This window comes from Klebsiella ornithinolytica NBRC 105727 = ATCC 31898, from assembly GCF_001598295.1.
GTDB classification, from domain to species: domain Bacteria; phylum Pseudomonadota; class Gammaproteobacteria; order Enterobacterales; family Enterobacteriaceae; genus Klebsiella; species Klebsiella ornithinolytica.
The window spans coordinates 65,470-82,359 of sequence record NZ_BCYR01000013.1 but is presented as its reverse complement, the minus strand read 5'-3'; the positions used below and the strand labels follow the sequence as shown (position 1 = coordinate 82,359).

At 56.8% G+C, this 16,890-nt stretch carries 19 protein-coding genes; 9 read left to right on the top strand and 10 right to left on the bottom strand.

What is annotated here, in order from left to right:
* The first annotated feature begins 13 nt into the window (after window positions 1-13).
* A complete protein-coding gene (locus tag ROR01S_RS21420) occupies window positions 14-1,378 on the top strand; it encodes an MFS transporter (RefSeq protein ID WP_004858655.1) in 1,365 nt (454 codons plus the stop codon).
* A 69-nt stretch (window positions 1,379-1,447) separates the two neighbouring features.
* Here the strand turns inward: ROR01S_RS21420 and ROR01S_RS21415 are convergent, their stop codons facing one another.
* The gene (locus ROR01S_RS21415) at window positions 1,448-1,939 is read right to left on the bottom strand and encodes a YajQ family cyclic di-GMP-binding protein (protein ID WP_004858653.1); all 492 of its coding nucleotides are present in this window, start codon (window positions 1,937-1,939) and stop codon (window positions 1,448-1,450) included.
* 198 nt (window positions 1,940-2,137) lie between these two features.
* Here ROR01S_RS21415 and panE point away from each other — a divergent pair, with 198 nt between their 5' ends.
* Together panE and yajL are read left to right on the top strand one after the other, a co-directional pair.
* Window positions 2,138-3,049 (top strand): 2-dehydropantoate 2-reductase, encoded by a 912-nt coding sequence (gene panE / locus ROR01S_RS21410; protein ID WP_004858651.1) that lies wholly within the window; start codon window positions 2,138-2,140, stop codon window positions 3,047-3,049.
* Window positions 3,012-3,605 (top strand): protein deglycase YajL, encoded by a 594-nt coding sequence (yajL, locus tag ROR01S_RS21405; protein ID WP_004858649.1) that lies wholly within the window; start codon window positions 3,012-3,014, stop codon window positions 3,603-3,605. Before panE ends, yajL begins: the two co-directional genes overlap by 38 nt.
* A 66-nt stretch (window positions 3,606-3,671) precedes the next feature.
* Here the strand turns inward: yajL and thiI are convergent, their stop codons facing one another.
* Window positions 3,672-5,120, bottom strand: a complete 1,449-nt coding sequence (thiI, locus tag ROR01S_RS21400) for a tRNA uracil 4-sulfurtransferase ThiI (protein WP_064359862.1) — start codon at window positions 5,118-5,120, stop codon at window positions 3,672-3,674.
* A 302-nt stretch (window positions 5,121-5,422) separates the two neighbouring features.
* On the opposite strand from thiI, the gene xseB reads away from it, so the two are divergent.
* The 4 genes from xseB (at window position 5,423) to ROR01S_RS21380 (ending at window position 9,486) form a co-directional block, all read left to right on the top strand.
* Window positions 5,423-5,665, top strand: a complete 243-nt coding sequence (gene xseB / locus ROR01S_RS21395; RefSeq protein WP_004858644.1) for an exodeoxyribonuclease VII small subunit — start codon at window positions 5,423-5,425, stop codon at window positions 5,663-5,665.
* Entirely contained in the window at window positions 5,666-6,565 is a 900-nt protein-coding gene (gene ispA / locus ROR01S_RS21390) for a (2E,6E)-farnesyl diphosphate synthase (protein WP_064359861.1), read from the top strand.
* 16 nt (window positions 6,566-6,581) lie between these two features.
* Window positions 6,582-8,444 (top strand): 1-deoxy-D-xylulose-5-phosphate synthase, encoded by a 1,863-nt coding sequence (gene dxs, locus ROR01S_RS21385; RefSeq protein ID WP_044347619.1) that lies wholly within the window; start codon window positions 6,582-6,584, stop codon window positions 8,442-8,444.
* Window positions 8,445-8,511: 67 nt separating this feature from the next.
* On the top strand, window positions 8,512-9,486 hold the full coding sequence (locus tag ROR01S_RS21380; protein ID WP_004858633.1) for an aldo/keto reductase: 975 nt from the start codon (window positions 8,512-8,514) through the stop codon (window positions 9,484-9,486).
* A 49-nt stretch (window positions 9,487-9,535) separates the two neighbouring features.
* Here ROR01S_RS21380 and pgpA read toward each other — a convergent pair whose 3' ends face one another.
* The 6 genes from pgpA to nrdR all read right to left on the bottom strand — a co-directional run bounded on the left by pgpA (window position 9,536) and on the right by nrdR (window position 13,764).
* Window positions 9,536-10,042: a phosphatidylglycerophosphatase A gene (gene pgpA / locus ROR01S_RS21375; RefSeq protein WP_155728891.1), complete on the bottom strand. Its 507-nt coding sequence runs from the start codon at window positions 10,040-10,042 to the stop codon at window positions 9,536-9,538.
* Window positions 10,032-11,006 carry a thiamine-phosphate kinase gene (thiL, locus tag ROR01S_RS21370; RefSeq protein WP_004858626.1) on the bottom strand — a complete coding sequence of 325 codons (975 nt, stop codon included), beginning with the start codon at window positions 11,004-11,006 and terminating at the stop codon, window positions 10,032-10,034. The genes pgpA and thiL overlap by 11 nt, the downstream gene beginning before the upstream one ends.
* 76 nt (window positions 11,007-11,082) lie before the next feature.
* Window positions 11,083-11,502 (bottom strand): transcription antitermination factor NusB, encoded by a 420-nt coding sequence (gene nusB, locus ROR01S_RS21365; RefSeq protein ID WP_004858621.1) that lies wholly within the window; start codon window positions 11,500-11,502, stop codon window positions 11,083-11,085.
* 22 nt (window positions 11,503-11,524) lie between these two features.
* Window positions 11,525-11,995 carry a 6,7-dimethyl-8-ribityllumazine synthase gene (ribH, locus tag ROR01S_RS21360; RefSeq protein WP_004858618.1) on the bottom strand — a complete coding sequence of 157 codons (471 nt, stop codon included), beginning with the start codon at window positions 11,993-11,995 and terminating at the stop codon, window positions 11,525-11,527.
* A 212-nt stretch (window positions 11,996-12,207) separates the two neighbouring features.
* Window positions 12,208-13,311, bottom strand: coding sequence for a bifunctional diaminohydroxyphosphoribosylaminopyrimidine deaminase/5-amino-6-(5-phosphoribosylamino)uracil reductase RibD (gene ribD / locus ROR01S_RS21355; protein WP_064359860.1), 1,104 nt, complete (start codon window positions 13,309-13,311; stop codon window positions 12,208-12,210).
* A gap of 3 nt (window positions 13,312-13,314) precedes the next feature.
* Window positions 13,315-13,764, bottom strand: a complete 450-nt coding sequence (gene nrdR / locus ROR01S_RS21350) for a transcriptional regulator NrdR (protein WP_004858609.1) — start codon at window positions 13,762-13,764, stop codon at window positions 13,315-13,317.
* 148 nt (window positions 13,765-13,912) lie between these two features.
* On the opposite strand from nrdR, the gene ROR01S_RS21345 reads away from it, so the two are divergent.
* Window positions 13,913-14,455 carry a SadB/YajI family lipoprotein gene (locus ROR01S_RS21345; RefSeq protein ID WP_004858607.1) on the top strand — a complete coding sequence of 181 codons (543 nt, stop codon included), beginning with the start codon at window positions 13,913-13,915 and terminating at the stop codon, window positions 14,453-14,455.
* A 293-nt stretch (window positions 14,456-14,748) separates the two neighbouring features.
* On the top strand, window positions 14,749-15,633 hold the full coding sequence (locus ROR01S_RS21340; RefSeq protein WP_004858604.1) for a nucleoside-specific channel-forming protein Tsx: 885 nt from the start codon (window positions 14,749-14,751) through the stop codon (window positions 15,631-15,633).
* A gap of 51 nt (window positions 15,634-15,684) precedes the next feature.
* Here the strand turns inward: ROR01S_RS21340 and ROR01S_RS21335 are convergent, their stop codons facing one another.
* Both ROR01S_RS21335 and ROR01S_RS21330 read right to left on the bottom strand, forming a co-directional pair.
* The gene (locus tag ROR01S_RS21335; RefSeq protein ID WP_032716748.1) at window positions 15,685-16,380 is read right to left on the bottom strand and encodes a helix-turn-helix transcriptional regulator; all 696 of its coding nucleotides are present in this window, start codon (window positions 16,378-16,380) and stop codon (window positions 15,685-15,687) included.
* Window positions 16,381-16,427: 47 nt separating this feature from the next.
* Entirely contained in the window at window positions 16,428-16,805 is a 378-nt protein-coding gene (locus tag ROR01S_RS21330; protein WP_064359859.1) for a VOC family protein, read from the bottom strand.
* Between the last annotated feature and the right edge of the window lie 85 nt (window positions 16,806-16,890).

Below are 16,890 nucleotides of genomic sequence, written 5' to 3'. Positions count from 1 at the left end.
GATTGAGGTGGTAATGAACGACAATAAAATGACGCCAGGTGAACTGCGCGCGACCTGGGGTCTGGGGACCGTATTCTCGCTGCGTATGCTCGGCATGTTTATGGTTCTGCCGGTTTTGACCACCTATGGCATGGCGTTACAGGGCGCCAGCGAAGCGCTGATTGGCCTGGCCATTGGTATCTATGGCCTGGCTCAGGCCGTATTCCAGATTCCGTTCGGCCTGCTCTCCGACCGTATTGGTCGTAAGCCGCTGATTGTCGGCGGCCTGTTAATCTTCGTTATCGGTAGCGTAATCGCCGCGCTAAGCGACTCCATCTGGGGCATTATTCTTGGACGCGCGCTGCAGGGTTCCGGCGCTATTGCCGCAGCGGTCATGGCGCTACTCTCCGATTTAACCCGCGAACAGAACCGCACGAAGGCGATGGCCTTTATCGGCGTCAGTTTTGGCGTCACCTTTGCCATCGCCATGGTGCTGGGACCGATTATTACTCACCAGCTGGGCCTGCATGCGCTGTTCTGGATGATCGCCGTCCTGGCGACGATCGGCATCCTGCTGACGCTGTGGGTGGTGCCAGACAGTCACAACCACGTCCTGAACCGCGAATCGGGTATGGTAAAGGGCTGTTTCAGCAAAGTACTTGCCGAGCCGAAACTACTGAAGCTCAACTTCGGCATTATGTGCCTGCATATCATGCTGATGTCCACCTTTGTGGCCCTGCCAGGGCAGCTGGAAGCCGCCGGTTTCCCCGCCGCCGAACACTGGAAAATTTACCTGGTCACCATGCTGATTTCGTTTGTCTCGGTGGTGCCGTTTATCATCTATGCCGAAGTGAAGCGCAAGATGAAACACGTGTTCCTGTTCTGCGTCGCGCTGCTGCTGGTGGCCGAAATTGTCCTGTGGGGGGCAGGCGGCTATTTCTGGGAGCTGGTCGCCGGCGTTCAGCTGTTCTTCCTCGCCTTCAACCTGCTGGAAGCCCTGCTTCCCTCTTTAATCAGTAAAGAGTCGCCGGCGGGCTATAAAGGTACCGCGATGGGCATCTATTCGACCAGCCAGTTCCTTGGCGTGGCGATTGGCGGCGCGCTGGGCGGCTGGGTAGACGGCTTCTTTGATTCACAAACCGTATTCCTGCTTGGCGCACTGCTGGCGATGCTGTGGCTGCTGGTTGCCGGGACGATGAGCGAACCGCCGTACGTCAGCAGCCTACGGGTCGAAATTCCCGATGAGGTAGTGGCCGATGGCGCGCTGCAAGAGCGTCTGCAGCGCACAGATGGGGTCAAACAGGTTCTGGTGGTGCCCGACGAACGTTCGGTGTATATCAAAATCGACAGCAAGGTGACCAACCGCTTCGAAATTGAGCAGGCCATCAAAGGGGTATAAAAAAAGCGGGGAATGCCCCGCTTTTTTATTGGCTGACGTTTACAGATGATACGCCAGCGCACACCCGACTTAGTCGCGGAAGTTTTTGAACTGGAACGGCTGTCCCAGGTCGCCGCCGCGCACCAGCGCCATAACCGCCTGCAGATCGTCGCGCGCTTTACCGGTGACGCGAATCTCTTCGCCCTGAATTTGCGCCTGCACCTTCAGCTTGCTGTCTTTGATCAGCTTGACGATTTTTTTCTGCGTCGCGCTCTCAATCCCCTGCTTCAGCTTCGCATCGACAAACCAGGTTTTCCCGCTGTGTACGAACTCATCCGGCACTTCGATAGAACTGCCTTCAATGCCGCGTTTTAACAGCTTCGCACGCAGAATATCCAGCAGCTGGTTAATCTGGAAATCAGATTCGCTGAGGACCTTGATGGTCTCGTTTTTTTCGTTCAGTTCGAAGCTCGCTTCAACGTTACGAAAATCAAAACGCGACTCCACTTCACGGGTCGCATTCTCTACGGCGTTTCGAACTTCCTGAAGATCGACTTCAGAGACAATATCGAAAGATGGCATCTTTTCCTCTCCTTCTGTTTCTTTTGCGTTGCATAATACCCGCAACGCGACATAACTCAACTGGTTATCCCGCAAGCATAGCCGATGTTCAGATGCGCAATGCCCGCCAGGCCACCGCGGTGTGGGCTGCAGCCGGTAGCGCAACGAGTATATACTTTAGCTATAAATGCCTGGGGTAGTCGCAGGTGAGGAGGAACAATGAAAGTAACCGTACTCGGATGCGGTGCGCTGGGGCAGCTGTGGCTAACCGCGTTATGCAAACACGGACACGATGTCCAGGGCTGGTTACGCGTCCCACAACCCTTTTGTAGCGTCAATCTGATCGAGACTGACGGGACGATTTTCAATGAGTCGTTAACCGCCAACGATCCTGACTTTCTCGCCAGCAGCGACCTGCTGCTGGTGACGCTAAAAGCCTGGCAGGTCTCCACCGCGGTAAAAAATCTGGCGCACACTCTACCCGCCGCGTCTCCGATCCTGCTTATCCATAACGGGATGGGGACCATTGATGAACTGAAAGGCGTGCAGCAGCCGCTGCTGCAGGGCTCGACAACCCAGGCCGCACGCCGCGACGGCAACGTCATTGTGCACGTCGCCAACGGCACGACGCATATCGGCCCGGCGAAAGACTATCCGCAGGATTACAGCGACCTGGCTGATACCCTGCAAAGCGTCCTGCCGGACGTCGCCTGGCATAATAATATCCGCCCGGCAACGTGGAGCAAGCTGGCGGTCAACTGCGTGATTAACCCGCTGACGGCGCTGAAAGAGTGCCGCAACGGCGATTTGCGCGACTACCCGCAGGAAGTTGAGGTCATCTGCCGGGAGGTCGCTGCGGTCATGGAGCGCGAAGGTATTCATACTTCACCGGAAAACCTGTTATTTTATGTCCATCAGGTAATTGAAAGTACGGCAGAAAATATCTCTTCGATGTTGCAGGATATCCGCGCGCAGCGTCGTACGGAAATCGACTATATCACCGGTTTTCTACTGAAGCGCGCCCGCGCTCACGGCCTTGCCGTACCGGAAAACGCCCGTTTGTTTGAACTGGTAAAGCGTAAGGAGAATGAATATGAGCGCGTCGGCACTGATTTGCCTCGCCCCTGGTAGCGAAGAGACCGAAGCGGTCACCACAATGGATTTACTGGTCCGCGGCGGCGTGCAGGTCACCACGGCCAGCGTCGCCAGCGATGGCAGCCTGACCATCGTCTGCTCGCGGGGCGTCAAGCTGCTGGCGGATGCGCCGCTGGTAGCGGTCGCCGACGGCGATTATGACATTATCGTTCTTCCCGGCGGGATAAAAGGCGCGGAATATTTCCGTGACAGCCCGCTGCTGGTAGAAACGGTCCGCCAGTTTCATCTTTCCGGACGCATTGTCGCCGCCATCTGCGCGGCGGCGGCGACCGTACTGGTGCCGCATAACCTTTTCCCGATCGGCAACATGACCGGTTTTCCGGCCCTCAAGGATCGCATCCCTGAAGAGCAGTGGCAGGACAAGCGCGTGGTCTGGGATCCGCGGGTCAACCTGCTCACCAGCCAGGGGCCTGGAACATCCATCGATTTTGCACTCAAAATGATCGACCTGCTGGTCGGGCGTGAAAAAGCCCATGAGGTTGCGTCACAGCTGGTCATGGCGGCGGGAATTTATAACTACTACGAAGCCTGATTTGCCGAGGCGGTCGCCCGGACAAGGCAGAGAGCCTTATCCGGGATGACCGTGATTGTTCGCGGTTTACGGGCGGTAAACCTTCACGTTCTCAAAGCCCTGCTCACGCAGGTACAGCGCCTGCAGACGGCTCATCACGCCACGCTCGCACCACAGCAACCAGGTTTTGCTCTGGTCAAGATTGCCGAACTGGGTGCTCAGCTTGTAGAACGGCAATGACACAACGTCAACGCCTTCAACCTTCAGCGGCTTCTCATCCTGTTCGTCTACGGAACGAATATCCAGAATGACGTCGTTCGGGCTAAAGCCGGTCACGGTTTCAACTTCCACCACGTCCTGCTGAGTCTGCTGGGCGATATCGCGAATATCCACGTTATTCGCTTCCGCCACCACTTTATCGAGGATGCTAAAGTCGAAGTTCTCTTCTTCTGCTTCAATCTTCGCCTTCACCGCTTTCACGGTCGGGCTCTTCGAAATCACACCGCAATATTCCGGCATGGTGCGGGCAAAATCTTCGGTGCCGATTTCACGGGCCAGGTCGATGATGTGCTCTTTATCGTGCGAAATCAGCGGACGCAGAATCAGGGTGTCGGAGACATTATCAATCAGACGCAGGTTGGTCAGGGTCTGGCTGGACACCTGGCCCAGCGCTTCGCCGGTCACCAGCGCCTGCACGCCATAGCGCTCGGCGACTTTCGACGCCGCGCGGATCATCATGCGCTTCAGCACCACGCCCATCTGACCATCGTCGACTTTTTCGAGGATCTCCCCCACGACCGGTTCGAAGTTAATCGCCACGAAACGAACGCGGTGCGAACTGCCGAAGCGGTTCCACAGGTAGTGCGCCACCTGACGAACGCCAATTTCATGCGCGGCGCCGCCAAGGTTAAAGAAACAGTAGTGCACGCGACAGCCGCGACGCATCAGCATGTAGCTGGAGACGCCGGAGTCGAAGCCGCCGGAAATCAGCGACAGCACATCTTCCTGCGTGCCGATCGGGAAACCACCGATGCCTTCGTAGCGCCCTTTTACCAGCAGCAGACGATCGCTTTCAATTTCCAGATTGACCGTAATGTCCGGGTCAGTCAGCTTCACGCGCGCCGTTTCGATATGCTGGTTCAGGCCACCGCCGACGTAGCGTTCCACTTCGATAGAGGTAAACTCATGCTTGCCGCGACGTTTTACGCGCACGCAGAAAGTCTTGCCTTCCAGCGCTTCACGCCACAGCGGCAGCGTTTTCTCAAAAATATCGTGCAGTGAGGTAAACGGGACGTCTTCGACTTCCAGAATATGGTGGATACCCGGGATTCGGGTCAGCGCATCGCGAATAACCGGACGCTGATTTTCGTCTTTCGCGCGAACTTCGATATGATCCCAATGACGAACGACGGCAAGCGTCTCATCATAGTTTTTGAGAACGTTACGAATGTTCCCGGTTAAGATCTTAATGAAGCGCAATCTCACGGATTGGCTTTTGATGGTGATTTCCGGGAACAATTTAATGATAAACTTCATGGCGACAATAGTTCGTTGGCAAGCCCGACGGGGCTTTAAGCAAAAGTTGTACTGCAGTGCACCGCGGTGCCTGCATCCAGGGAGCGCAGTATATCACCATTGATTACATTGCGCCTCGCATTGCGCGTTTTACATAAAATCATTCAGGATGCCCGCGCGCGACGGGGGCATAACCCACTTGTCAGCCACCCGTTTGCGCGCTTTCGGCAACGATTCCGCGAAAGGATGAGGTGTATATTTGCTTAACCACGTGACTTCGTTACCATATTGGTGTCGCGACATTACAAGAGTCTATATTCACTATGCCAAAGAAAAATGAGGCCCCGGCCAGCTTTGAAACCGCCCTGGGCGAGCTGGAGCAGATTGTTAATCGTCTGGAAAGCGGCGCGCTGCCGTTAGAAGAGGCGCTCAGCGAATTTGAGCGCGGCGTACAGCTGGCGCGTCAGGGGCAGGCCCGATTGCAGCAGGCCGAACAGCGCGTCCAGATTCTGCTGGCCGACAGCGAGGATAGCCCGCTGACGCCGTTTACACCGGATGCTGAATAAATGGACTTCTCGCAACAATTACACGCTTGCGTTGAGCAGGCCAACGACGCGCTACGCCGTTTCCTCGCTCCGCTGCCTTTTCAGAACACTCCACTGGTTGAAGCCATGCAGTACGGCGCACTATTAGGCGGTAAACGCCTGCGTCCGTTCCTCGTCTATGCTACCGGCGAAATGTTCGGCGTCAGCCGGACAACGCTGGACGCACCGGCCGCCGCCGTTGAATGCATCCATGCTTACTCTCTGATGCATGACGATCTGCCCGCCATGGACGATGACGATCTGCGCCGCGGTCTGCCGACCTGCCACATTAAATTTGGCGAAGCGAACGCAATTCTTGCCGGAGACGTCCTACAAACGCTGGCATTTTCTATACTGAGTGATGCGCCGATGCCTGAAGTGCCGGACAGCGATCGTCTGGCGATGGTTTCGACGCTGGCTCACGCCAGCGGCGTCGCCGGAATGTGCGGCGGACAGGCGCTGGATCTGGAAGCCGAAGGCCACCAGGTTGACCTGCAGGCGCTGGAGCGTATTCATCGCCACAAAACCGGCGCGCTGATATGCGCCGCGGTGCGCATGGGCGCGCTGAGCGCAGGTGAACGCGGTCGTGCGGCCCTGCCGGCGCTCGATCGCTATGCGCAAAATATCGGTCTCGCCTTCCAGGTCCAGGATGACATTCTTGACGTGGTAGGGGATACTGCGACCCTTGGCAAACGTCAGGGAGCTGACCAGCAGCTAGGCAAAAGTACTTATCCTGCGCTTCTGGGACTTGAACAAGCGCGTAAAAAAGCGCACGACCTGATTGAAGATGCCCGTCAGTCGCTGAGTGAGCTGGCCGCGCAATCTCTGGATACTACGGCACTGGAAGCGCTCGCGAATTACATAATTCAGCGCGATAAATAAACAATAAGAGTCTCTGATGAGTTTTGATATTGCCAAATACCCAACCCTGGCACTGGTGGATTCCACCCAGGAGTTGCGTCTGTTGCCGAAAGACAGCCTGCCGAAACTGTGCGACGAACTCCGGCGCTACCTGCTGGACAGCGTCAGCCGTTCCAGCGGGCATTTTGCCTCCGGCCTCGGCACGGTCGAACTGACCGTGGCGCTTCACTACGTCTATAACACGCCTTTTGACCGTTTGATCTGGGACGTGGGCCACCAGGCCTACCCGCATAAAATTCTGACCGGACGCCGCGATAAAATCGGCACCATTCGGCAGAAAGGCGGGCTGCATCCGTTCCCGTGGCGCGGCGAAAGTGAATATGACGTGCTGAGCGTCGGCCACTCATCGACCTCCATTTCTGCGGGTATCGGGGTGGCGATTGCCGCGGCGAAAGAAGACAAACAGCGACGTGCGGTCTGCGTCATTGGCGACGGCGCCATTACCGCAGGTATGGCGTTTGAGGCCATGAACCATGCGGGCGATATCAAACCCGATCTGCTGGTGGTGCTGAACGACAACGAAATGTCGATCTCCGAAAATGTCGGCGCGCTGAATAACCATCTGGCGCAGCTGCTCTCCGGAAAACTGTACTCCACGCTGCGCGAAGGCGGCAAAAAGGTCTTCTCTGGCGTGCCGCCGATTAAAGAGCTGCTCAAACGCACCGAAGAACATCTCAAAGGGATGGTCGTTCCCGGAACCCTGTTTGAAGAGCTGGGCTTTAATTACATCGGCCCGGTTGACGGTCACGATGTCCTCGGTCTGGTCAATACGCTGAAAAATATGCGCGACCTGAAAGGACCGCAGTTCCTGCATATTATGACCAAAAAAGGTCGCGGCTATGAGCCGGCGGAAAAAGACCCGATTACCTTCCACGCGGTGCCAAAATTTGACCATACCAGCGGGGTCCTGCCGAAAAGCAGCGGCGGCCTGCCCTCCTACTCGAAAATTTTTGGCGACTGGCTGTGCGAAACCGCGGCGAAAGACAGCAAGCTGATGGCCGTTACGCCGGCTATGCGCGAAGGCTCGGGGATGGTCGAGTTTTCCAGAAAATACCCTGACCAGTATTTCGATGTGGCGATTGCGGAACAGCACGCGGTGACGTTCGCCGCCGGCCTGGCGATCGGCGACTACAAGCCGGTGGTGGCCATTTACTCCACCTTCCTGCAGCGCGCCTACGATCAGGTGATCCACGATGTCGCTATCCAGAAGCTGCCGGTTCTGTTTGCCATCGACCGCGCGGGAATCGTCGGCGCCGACGGACAAACGCATCAGGGAGCATTCGATCTCTCCTTCCTGCGCTGTGTTCCGGATATGGTGATCATGACGCCGAGCGACGAAAACGAGTGCCGTCAGATGCTCTACACCGGCTATCACTACAATCAAGGGCCGAGCGCGGTTCGCTACCCGCGCGGGACCGGCACCGGCGCCACGCTGGAGCCGCTGGCTTCATTGCCGATCGGCAAAGGCGTGGTGAAACGCACGGGCGAAAAAGTGGCGATACTCAACTTCGGCACTCTGCTGCCGGAAGCGGCGCAGGTGGCGGACAAGCTCAACGCCACGCTGGTCGATATGCGTTTTGTCAAACCGCTCGATGATGCGCTTATTTTGCAGCTTGCCGCCGATCACGATGTGCTGGTGACGGTGGAAGAGAATGCCATTATGGGCGGTGCGGGCAGCGGCGTGAATGAGCTGCTGATGGCTCATCGTCGTGTGGTTCCGGTGCTGAATATCGGCCTGCCGGACTTCTTTATTCCCCAGGGAACCCAGGAAGAAGTGCGCGCCGACCTCGGCCTTGATGCCGCCGGTATCGAAGCCAAAATCACCGCCTGGCTGGCCTGAACCCTCTCCGCTAACGGCGCCTGCTATGCTTAAAGGATACCCTTTATGTTGATAGCAGGAGCCGTTCATGCACTACATCACACCTGAAGCAACCCACCTGCGGGTCTCCCGACTTTGCCTCGGCTGTATGACCTTTGGCGAGCCGGATCGGGGCAAGCACGCCTGGACCCTACCTGAAGAGAGCAGCCGTCCGCTCATTCAACGTGCGCTGGAAGGCGGCATCAACTTTTTTGATACCGCCAACAGCTACTCTGACGGCAGCAGTGAAGAGATTGTCGGCCGTGCGCTGCGCGATTTCGCCCGCCGTGACGAAGTAGTGGTGGCCACAAAGGTGTATCACCAGGTCGGGGATCTGCCGGAGGGCCTCTCGCGTGCGCAGATCCTGCGCTCTATCGATGACAGCCTGCGCCGCTTAGGTATGGAATATGTCGACCTGCTGCAGATCCATCGTTGGGACTACAGCACGCCGATTGAAGAGACCCTGGAAGCGCTAAATGAGGTTGTTAAGGCCGGGAAAGCACGCTATATCGGCGCCTCATCGATGCATGCCCGCCAGTTTGCGCAGGCGCTGCAGCTTCAGGAGAGCAACGGCTGGGCGCGCTTTGTCACCATGCAGGATCATTACAACCTGATCTATCGTGAAGAAGAGAACGAGATGCTGCCGCTGTGCCATCGTGCTGGCGTATCGGTCATCCCCTGGAGTCCGCTGGCGCGGGGTCGCCTCACCCGTCCGTGGGGCGAAACCACTGCCCGCCTGGTCTCTGATGAGTTTGGCAAATCGCTCTACAGCGCAACCGATGAAAACGATGCGCAGATTGCGCAGAATCTTGCTGAAGTGGCGGAAGAACTCGGCGCCAATCGCGCCCAGGTGGCGCTGGCCTGGCTGCTGAGTAAACCCGGCGTCGCGGCGCCAATCGTCGGAGCCTCCAGACAGGAGCAGCTCGACGACCTGCTGGGCGCGGTGGATTTAACGCTGACGCCTGAACAGGTAGAAAAGCTGGAAGCGCCGTACCAGCCGCATCCGATTGTGGGTTTTAAATAAGCGGGCCGCCCGGGCCACTGGCCCGGGCAAACTCACCCGAGGAGTGAGCTCAGAAAAGACCAATCGGCCAGTGATGGCCTATGACATACAGCACGCCCGCCGAAATCACGCCGGCGACGATATCATCGACCATGATCCCCATCCCGCCGTGGATATTGCGGTCAAACCAGCGAATCGGCCACGGTTTCCACATATCAAAAATGCGGAAGATCACAAACCCGGCGGCGACCCATTGCCAGTCAAGCGTCGGTAGCGCCATCAAGGTGATCCACATCCCGACAAACTCGTCCCAGACGATGCTCCCGTGATCGTGGGTACCCATATCTTTCGCCGTGCGATGGCAGATATAAACCCCGATACAGATGCCCATCATCATCACCAGCGAATAGAGCTGCCAGGGAAGAAAGGTCATCAGATACCAGAACGGAATCGCCGCCAGCGAGCCCATTGTGCCGGGCACCACGGGGCTTAACCCGCTGCCAAAACCGGTCGCCAGCAAATGCCAGGGATTCAGCATATTGAGGCGGCTTTTTGCGATATCTTTACTACGCACCAAAGTGATCGTACCCCTGTAAATCCAGCTGGACCGGTTTACCGGATTGCATCAACTGCAAACCGTCCGCCTCGGCGCTAATCTGTCCAATGCAGGTAAAGCGCGCCCCAAGCTGGCCGATAGCCACATCAAGCGCGCCGCGGTTAAGTTCAGGCACGGTAAAGCACAGTTCGTAGTCTTCACCGCCAGAGAGCGCCCAGCGCAGCGCCTGCTCCCTCTCTGCATGGCGCAGCAGCGCATCGGATAACGGCATTGCGTCAAGATCGATCCGCGCGCCGCAGCCGCTGGCCTTCAGAATATGCCCCAGATCGGAAATCAGACCGTCGGACAGATCAATGGCCGAGCTGGCCAGATCGCGCAGCGCCTGTCCTTGCAATACGCGCGGCATCGGGCGCAAATGGCGCGCCAGCAGGTAGTCGGCATCAGCGGCTGACGCCACCACCAGACGATCCTGCAAAATGGCCAATCCTGCGGCGCTGTCGCCGGGGGTGCCGGTGACGTATATCCAGTCGCCAGGTTTCGCCCCGGAACGCTTCAAAGCGCGCCCAGGCGGGACAAAACCGTGAATACCCAGGGTCATCGACAGCGGACCGCGAGTGGTATCACCGCCGATCAGCTGCATATCGTAATAGTTGAGCTGCATGAACAGGCTGTCGCTGAACGCTGCCAGCCACGCTTCATCCGCTTCCGGTAGCGTTAACGCCAGCGTCAACCACGCCGGTTCGGCGCCCATCGCCGCGAGGTCGCTCAGATTGACCGCCAGCGCCTTGTAAGCCAGATCGGCAGGATCGATATCAGGTAAAAAATGGTTGCCCGCCACCAGGGTGTCGGTGCTGATTGCCAGCGTTTTTTTCTCAGGAATGTTCAGGAGAGCGCAGTCGTCGCCGATGCCGGTTTCCACATCGAGACGCATGCTTTTTACGCGATCAAAATAACGGGCAATCAGGGAAAATTCGCCGCATGCCATACGTTATGCCTCAGCAAAAGAAAAGAATAAGGCCGGACCTTGCGTGGATGACATCCCGCGAGACCCGGCCTGGAGTTTACTTTTTGTTGGGACGAATTGCCGGGGCTGCTTTGTCCAGCACGCCGTTAACAAACTTATGACTGTCTTCGGCGCCAAAGGTTTTCGCCAGTTCGATAGCTTCGTTAATCGCAACTTTGTACGGAACATCGTCACGTTTAGACAGCTCGAACAGGGCGATACGCAGTACCGCTTTCTCCACCTGACCCAGCTCTTCAAGCAGGCGGGACAGGTACGGCTTCATCAGGCCGTCGAGGTATGCGCTGTTAGTCGCCACTCCGGACAGCAGTTCGCGGAAATACAGAACGTCGACATCTTTGACATCCTGTTCCGCCAGGAACTGGTATTCAACATCAGCGATGTCGTTCTGGGACAACTGCCAGGAGTAAAGCGCCTGGACGGCACACTCACGGGCGCGGCGACGAGCAGCAGGTTTCACGGAATTCCCCTTACAAAAAAATTCAGGCCTTGATGGCTTTCAATACGTTAATCATTTCCAGCGCGGTCAGCGCAGCTTCTGCGCCTTTGTTACCGGCTTTGGTACCAGCGCGTTCGATGGCTTGTTCAATGCTTTCTGTCGTCAGAACACCAAAAGCTACCGGGATTTCGCTGTCCTGCGCGACATGTGCGAGGCCATTGCTTGCTCCGCCAGCCACATATTCAAAGTGCGCGGTACCACCACGAATCACCGTACCCAGAGCAATCACTGCGTCATATTTACCGGTTTTAGCCAGCACGCCAGCCGCCAGCGGCAGCTCATACGCGCCTGGAACCCAAACAACGGTAATATTTTCATCTTTTACCTGACCGATGCGCTTGAGTGCGTCAATAGCACCTTCCAGCAGGCTGTCATTGATAAAGTTGTTGAAACGCGCAATGGTGATGGCGACGCGAGCGTCCGGGGTAGCAACGTTAGCTTCAATAATGTTCATACTCTTCCTTCGGGTTCATATAGCCCCGCAAGGGGGGCGGATTCTATCATAATAATTTATACACTTCATCCTTCAAACTGCCTCCGCGTTGGCTGCGCCTGTCGATCCCGGTCGCTTACCGCTGTAAGCAAGCGGGGGTTCTCGGGTTGGCTGCCTCGACGCATCTTGAATGATTTCGCGTAGCGATGCTGTTTTCCCTTGCCAGGGGGAGATCATGCGCCCACTAAATGCAGGCAAAGATCGGGGCCTACCTGGCGTATCTCGTTGAATTTGAAATGGGGGGCATCGACCAGTTTCTCAAGCCCCGGCAGCACGCATAGCCCGCGTGCGTCGCTGCCTAACAGTTTAGGCGCAATATAGACGATAAGCTCGTCCACCAGTCCGGCCTGCAACAGCGCGCCGGCGAGCGTCGGGCCCGCTTCCACCCAAATGCTGTTAACCTGCTGTTTGCCAAGCTGCATCATCAGTAACACCAGATCGAGATGGCCGTTATGTTCCGGCACCATCAGCGTTCGCACGCTTTCCGGCCAGCTGCGGTCATCGGCCTGAGTGCGGGCAAACAGCGTCTCTCCCGCCTGCTGCACGATGCGGTGCTCAGGAGTAACGCGATTATGGCTATCGATCACAATACGCAGCGGCTGACGCAGATTTTCCTGCGGGTAGCGGGCGCGAATATCGGCATCGAGCTCTTCCCAGCGTACGGTTAATGCCGGATCGTCTGCCAGGACGGTCGCGCTGCTGGTCAGGATCGCATGGCTTTGCGCACGCAGGCGCTGCACGTCGCGTCGCGCCTGCGGCGAGGTAATCCACTGACTTTCGCCGCTGGCCATCGCGGTGCGACCATCCAGCGAAGCGCCCATTTTTAGCTGTATGTAAGGGAAACCGGTGCGCATCCGCTTAAGAAAGCCTTTGTTCAGCGCTTCGGCTTCGCCCATCATCAGACCGTGGCTGACATCAATTCCTTCCTGCTGCAGGCGATACAGGCCGCGCCCGGCCACCTGCGGGTTAGGGTCCTGCATGGCGGCCACGACGCGGGTAACGCCCGCGGCAATCAGCGCGTCGCAGCACGGCGGCGTTCGGCCGTGATGACTGCAGGGTTCCAGCGTCACATAGGCAGTGGCGCCCCGGGCTTTTTCGCCGGCCATGCGCAGCGCATGAACTTCCGCATGCGGCTCGCCGGCACGATAGTGAAAACCTTCGCCGACAATCTCGCCGTCCTTGACGATCACACAGCCGACATTCGGATTGGGATGGGTCGTAAAGCGCCCGCGCTGCGCCAGCTTAAGCGCTCGCGCCATGTACATTTCATCATGCATGGCTTAGTCCTGTAAGCGGGCGATCTCTTCGCCGAACTCTTTGATATCTTCAAAACTGCGATAGACGGAAGCAAAGCGGATATAGGCAACTTTATCGAGCTTTTTCAGCTGCTCCATCACCAGGTTGCCGATCATTTTGCTCGGGACTTCGCGCTCACCGGTACCGCGTAAATGGGTTTTGATATGATTGAGCGCCATTTCCACATCATCGGCGCTGACCGGCCGTTTTTCCAACGCTTTCAGCATTCCGCTGCGCAGCTTATCTTCATTGAAGGGCTCCCGCACATCGTTGCTCTTGACCACACGCGGCATCACCAGCTCTGCCACCTCGAAGGTGGTGAAACGTTCGTTACAAACCAGGCACTGCCGACGACGACGCACAGAAGAGCCCTCACCCACCAGACGAGAGTCGATCACTTTGGTATCTACGGCGAAACAGAAAGGGCAATGCATAGCGCGTCCTGACAGGAAGTTAAACTGACGGGTAGTTTACCGCGAAGTGCCCCGACAACAAAGAAAGAGCTTTTGAGACAAAGGATCTATGGCTCGTGGACGGAGACGATCTACCATAAAGTATCCCCTGAAAACGGAATCCATGACCATGACAAGACGTTATTTGAAGCTGGCGATGCTGACCACGCTGTTCACACTCAGCGCCTGCGCGCAGCAAAGCGAAGTCCGTCAAATGCATGAAAGCGTAAGCACCTTGAGCAAAGAGATGACTCAGCTTAATCAGCAGACGGTGAAAATTAGCCAGCAAAACGCTCTGAATGCGAAATCCACCAGCGGCGTTTATCTTTTGCCCGGCGCCAGGACTCCGGCGCGCCTCGAAAGCCAAATCGGCACATTGCGTATGTCGCTGCGTGATATTGCCGCCGACGCCGACGGTACCCGCCTGACGCTGCGTATTCAGGGGGAATCAAACGACCCGCTACCGGCGTTTAGCGCCACCGTTGCCTGGGGGCAAATCAGCGGCACCACGCAGAATTATCAGGAAGTTAACGTGCACGATCGGTTGATTAGCGCCCCCGCCAGCATCCTGGCGCCGAGCGACGTTGATATTCCGCTACGTCTGAACGGCATCACGCCGGAGCAGCTCGGCTTCCTGCGCATTCACGATATCCAGCCCGCCACCGCACAATAATCCCCTTCACCGGGTGTCGCCGACACCCGGGCCACCCGTCCAGAAATCCATTTACAATTTTTCTAAACAGTTCAGTAAAAATTGACTGTATGGATGAATTTCAGTGGCATTCTGTCAGGAAATGCATAGAATCGTGAACGCAATCGATTACGTATGTTTACGTTATGTGAAACAACACGTATTTTTGTGAGCAATGATTTCTATAATAGACCCCCACAGAAAGACGAAATATTTAGAAACGCTTCGGCAACGTTCTTAACGCCTTTTGGCTTAATTTAAACAGTGGCATCATTATGAAAAAAACATTACTGGCAGCAGGCGCCGTACTGGCGCTGTCCACATCGTTCACTGCTGGCGCGGCAGAAAACGAAAAACCGCAGTACCTGTCTGATTGGTGGCACCAGAGTGTAAACGTGGTGGGTAGCTACCACACCCGTTTTGGACCGCAAATCCGTAACGATACCTATCTGGAATACGAAGCGTTTGCTAAAAAAGACTGGTTTGATTTCTATGGCTATATCGATGCGCCGGTGTTCTTTGGCGGCAACAGCACGGCAAAAGGTATCTGGAACAACGGTTCTCCGCTGTTTATGGAAATCGAACCGCGTTTCTCTATCGATAAGCTGACCAACACCGATCTCAGCTTCGGCCCGTTCAAAGAGTGGTATTTCGCGAACAACTATATCTACGATATGGGTCGTAACGATTCTCAGGAGCAGAGCACCTGGTATATGGGTCTGGGTACCGATATCGATACCGGTCTGCCGATGAGCCTGTCTCTGAACGTCTATGCGAAATATCAGTGGCAGAACTATGGCGCATCCAACGAAAACGAATGGGACGGCTACCGTTTCAAAGTGAAATACTTTGTCCCGCTGACCGACCTGTGGGGCGGCTCGCTGAGCTACATCGGCTTCACCAACTTTGACTGGGGTTCCGATCTGGGCGATGACAACTTCTATGACATGAACGGCAAGCACGCGCGCACCAGCAACTCCATCGCCTCCAGCCACATCCTGGCGCTGAACTACGCGCACTGGCACTACTCCGTTGTGGCCCGTTACTGGCATAACGGCGGTCAGTGGGCCGATGATGCGAAGCTCAACTTCGGCGATGGCGACTTCAACGTACGCTCTACCGGCTGGGGTGGTTACTTCGTGGTGGGTTACAACTTCTAATCCTGCCTGATGGTCCCCGGCCTCTGCGCCGGGGATATCGATTGACGCGCATTATGGCTCACGCTCCTCGCACCTCACCTTACGCAGAAAATCACTCAATGAACGATCGGCCCGCTCGCTGAAAAGGCGCCCGGTAGCAGCCACGTCCAGGCAGCGATCGAGACGAAAGCAGCGGTAATCGTCGCGGAGCTCGCACCAGCTCACCAGCAGCCAGCGTTCGCCCCAGAAAAAGAGCCCCAGCGGCAGCACTTCGCGCTGCGACACCTTTCCCGCTTCGTCGCGGTAGTGCAGCGCCAGCACCCGCTGACCGGAAACCGCCCGATGCACCAGATCAAACTGTGCCTTACTGTAGCCCTGGGCGCCAAAATCCGGCGCAAATAGCCGCGATTGTTCGGCCTTACGCCGACTCTCCTCAGGTAAAATCGCGAGCATCTTTTCCCGAGCCGACTCCAGCGCCTGGGACAGCGATTCGCCCCCCCAGGTTTGCAGCAGCCGAATCGCGGCCACCAGCGCTTCCGACTCCTGGGTCGTCAGCATCAGAGGCGGTAAGCTGTAGCCTGCCAGCAGGCGATATCCGCTTCCGGCCTCCCCCTCCACCGGCACGCCGGAGAGCGACAGGTCGCGGATATCCCGGTAGATGGTGCGCTCCGATACGCCGAGCCGCTCCGCCAGCAGTCCGGCGGTGGTTAATCTTCTCCCCCGCAGGATCTGCACGATTTGAAAAAGGCGGTCGGCGCGTCGGCTCATTTTTAGCTTATCTCATGGTCAGGCCCGTCCCGCAGGCGTCAAACGCATTAATGGGACAGGTGTTTAGGTTGATGGAGGCCAATCCGGTTACCTTCGCTATCCATAAACATCGCGATGGTACCAATATCGTTCGACAGCTCAAGCGGGCCAAAGACGCAGCTCCCGCCAGCGGAATTCACGCGGTCGAGCGTGGCGGCCAGATTGTCAGTATGAAGATAGATAATACATCCCTGATCGGCAGGTTTAACCCCGTCAAACTTCGCCAGCGCGCCGCCGGGGGCCGGATCCTGATACGGAAAAACGGCCATTTCGGCACAATCCATATTTTCCCGACGCAGCGTCACCTGCAGCACCGGCTCGTAAAACGCCACGGCACGATCCATGTCAGCGACCGGAATTTCAAACCAGTTAATTACGTTGTTCATACATCCTCCTGTCCATTGTTTGGGTTCAGGAGGAGTGTATGGCAGGGCTCCTGACAGCGTACTGTCAGGAGCGATCGACGTCCCT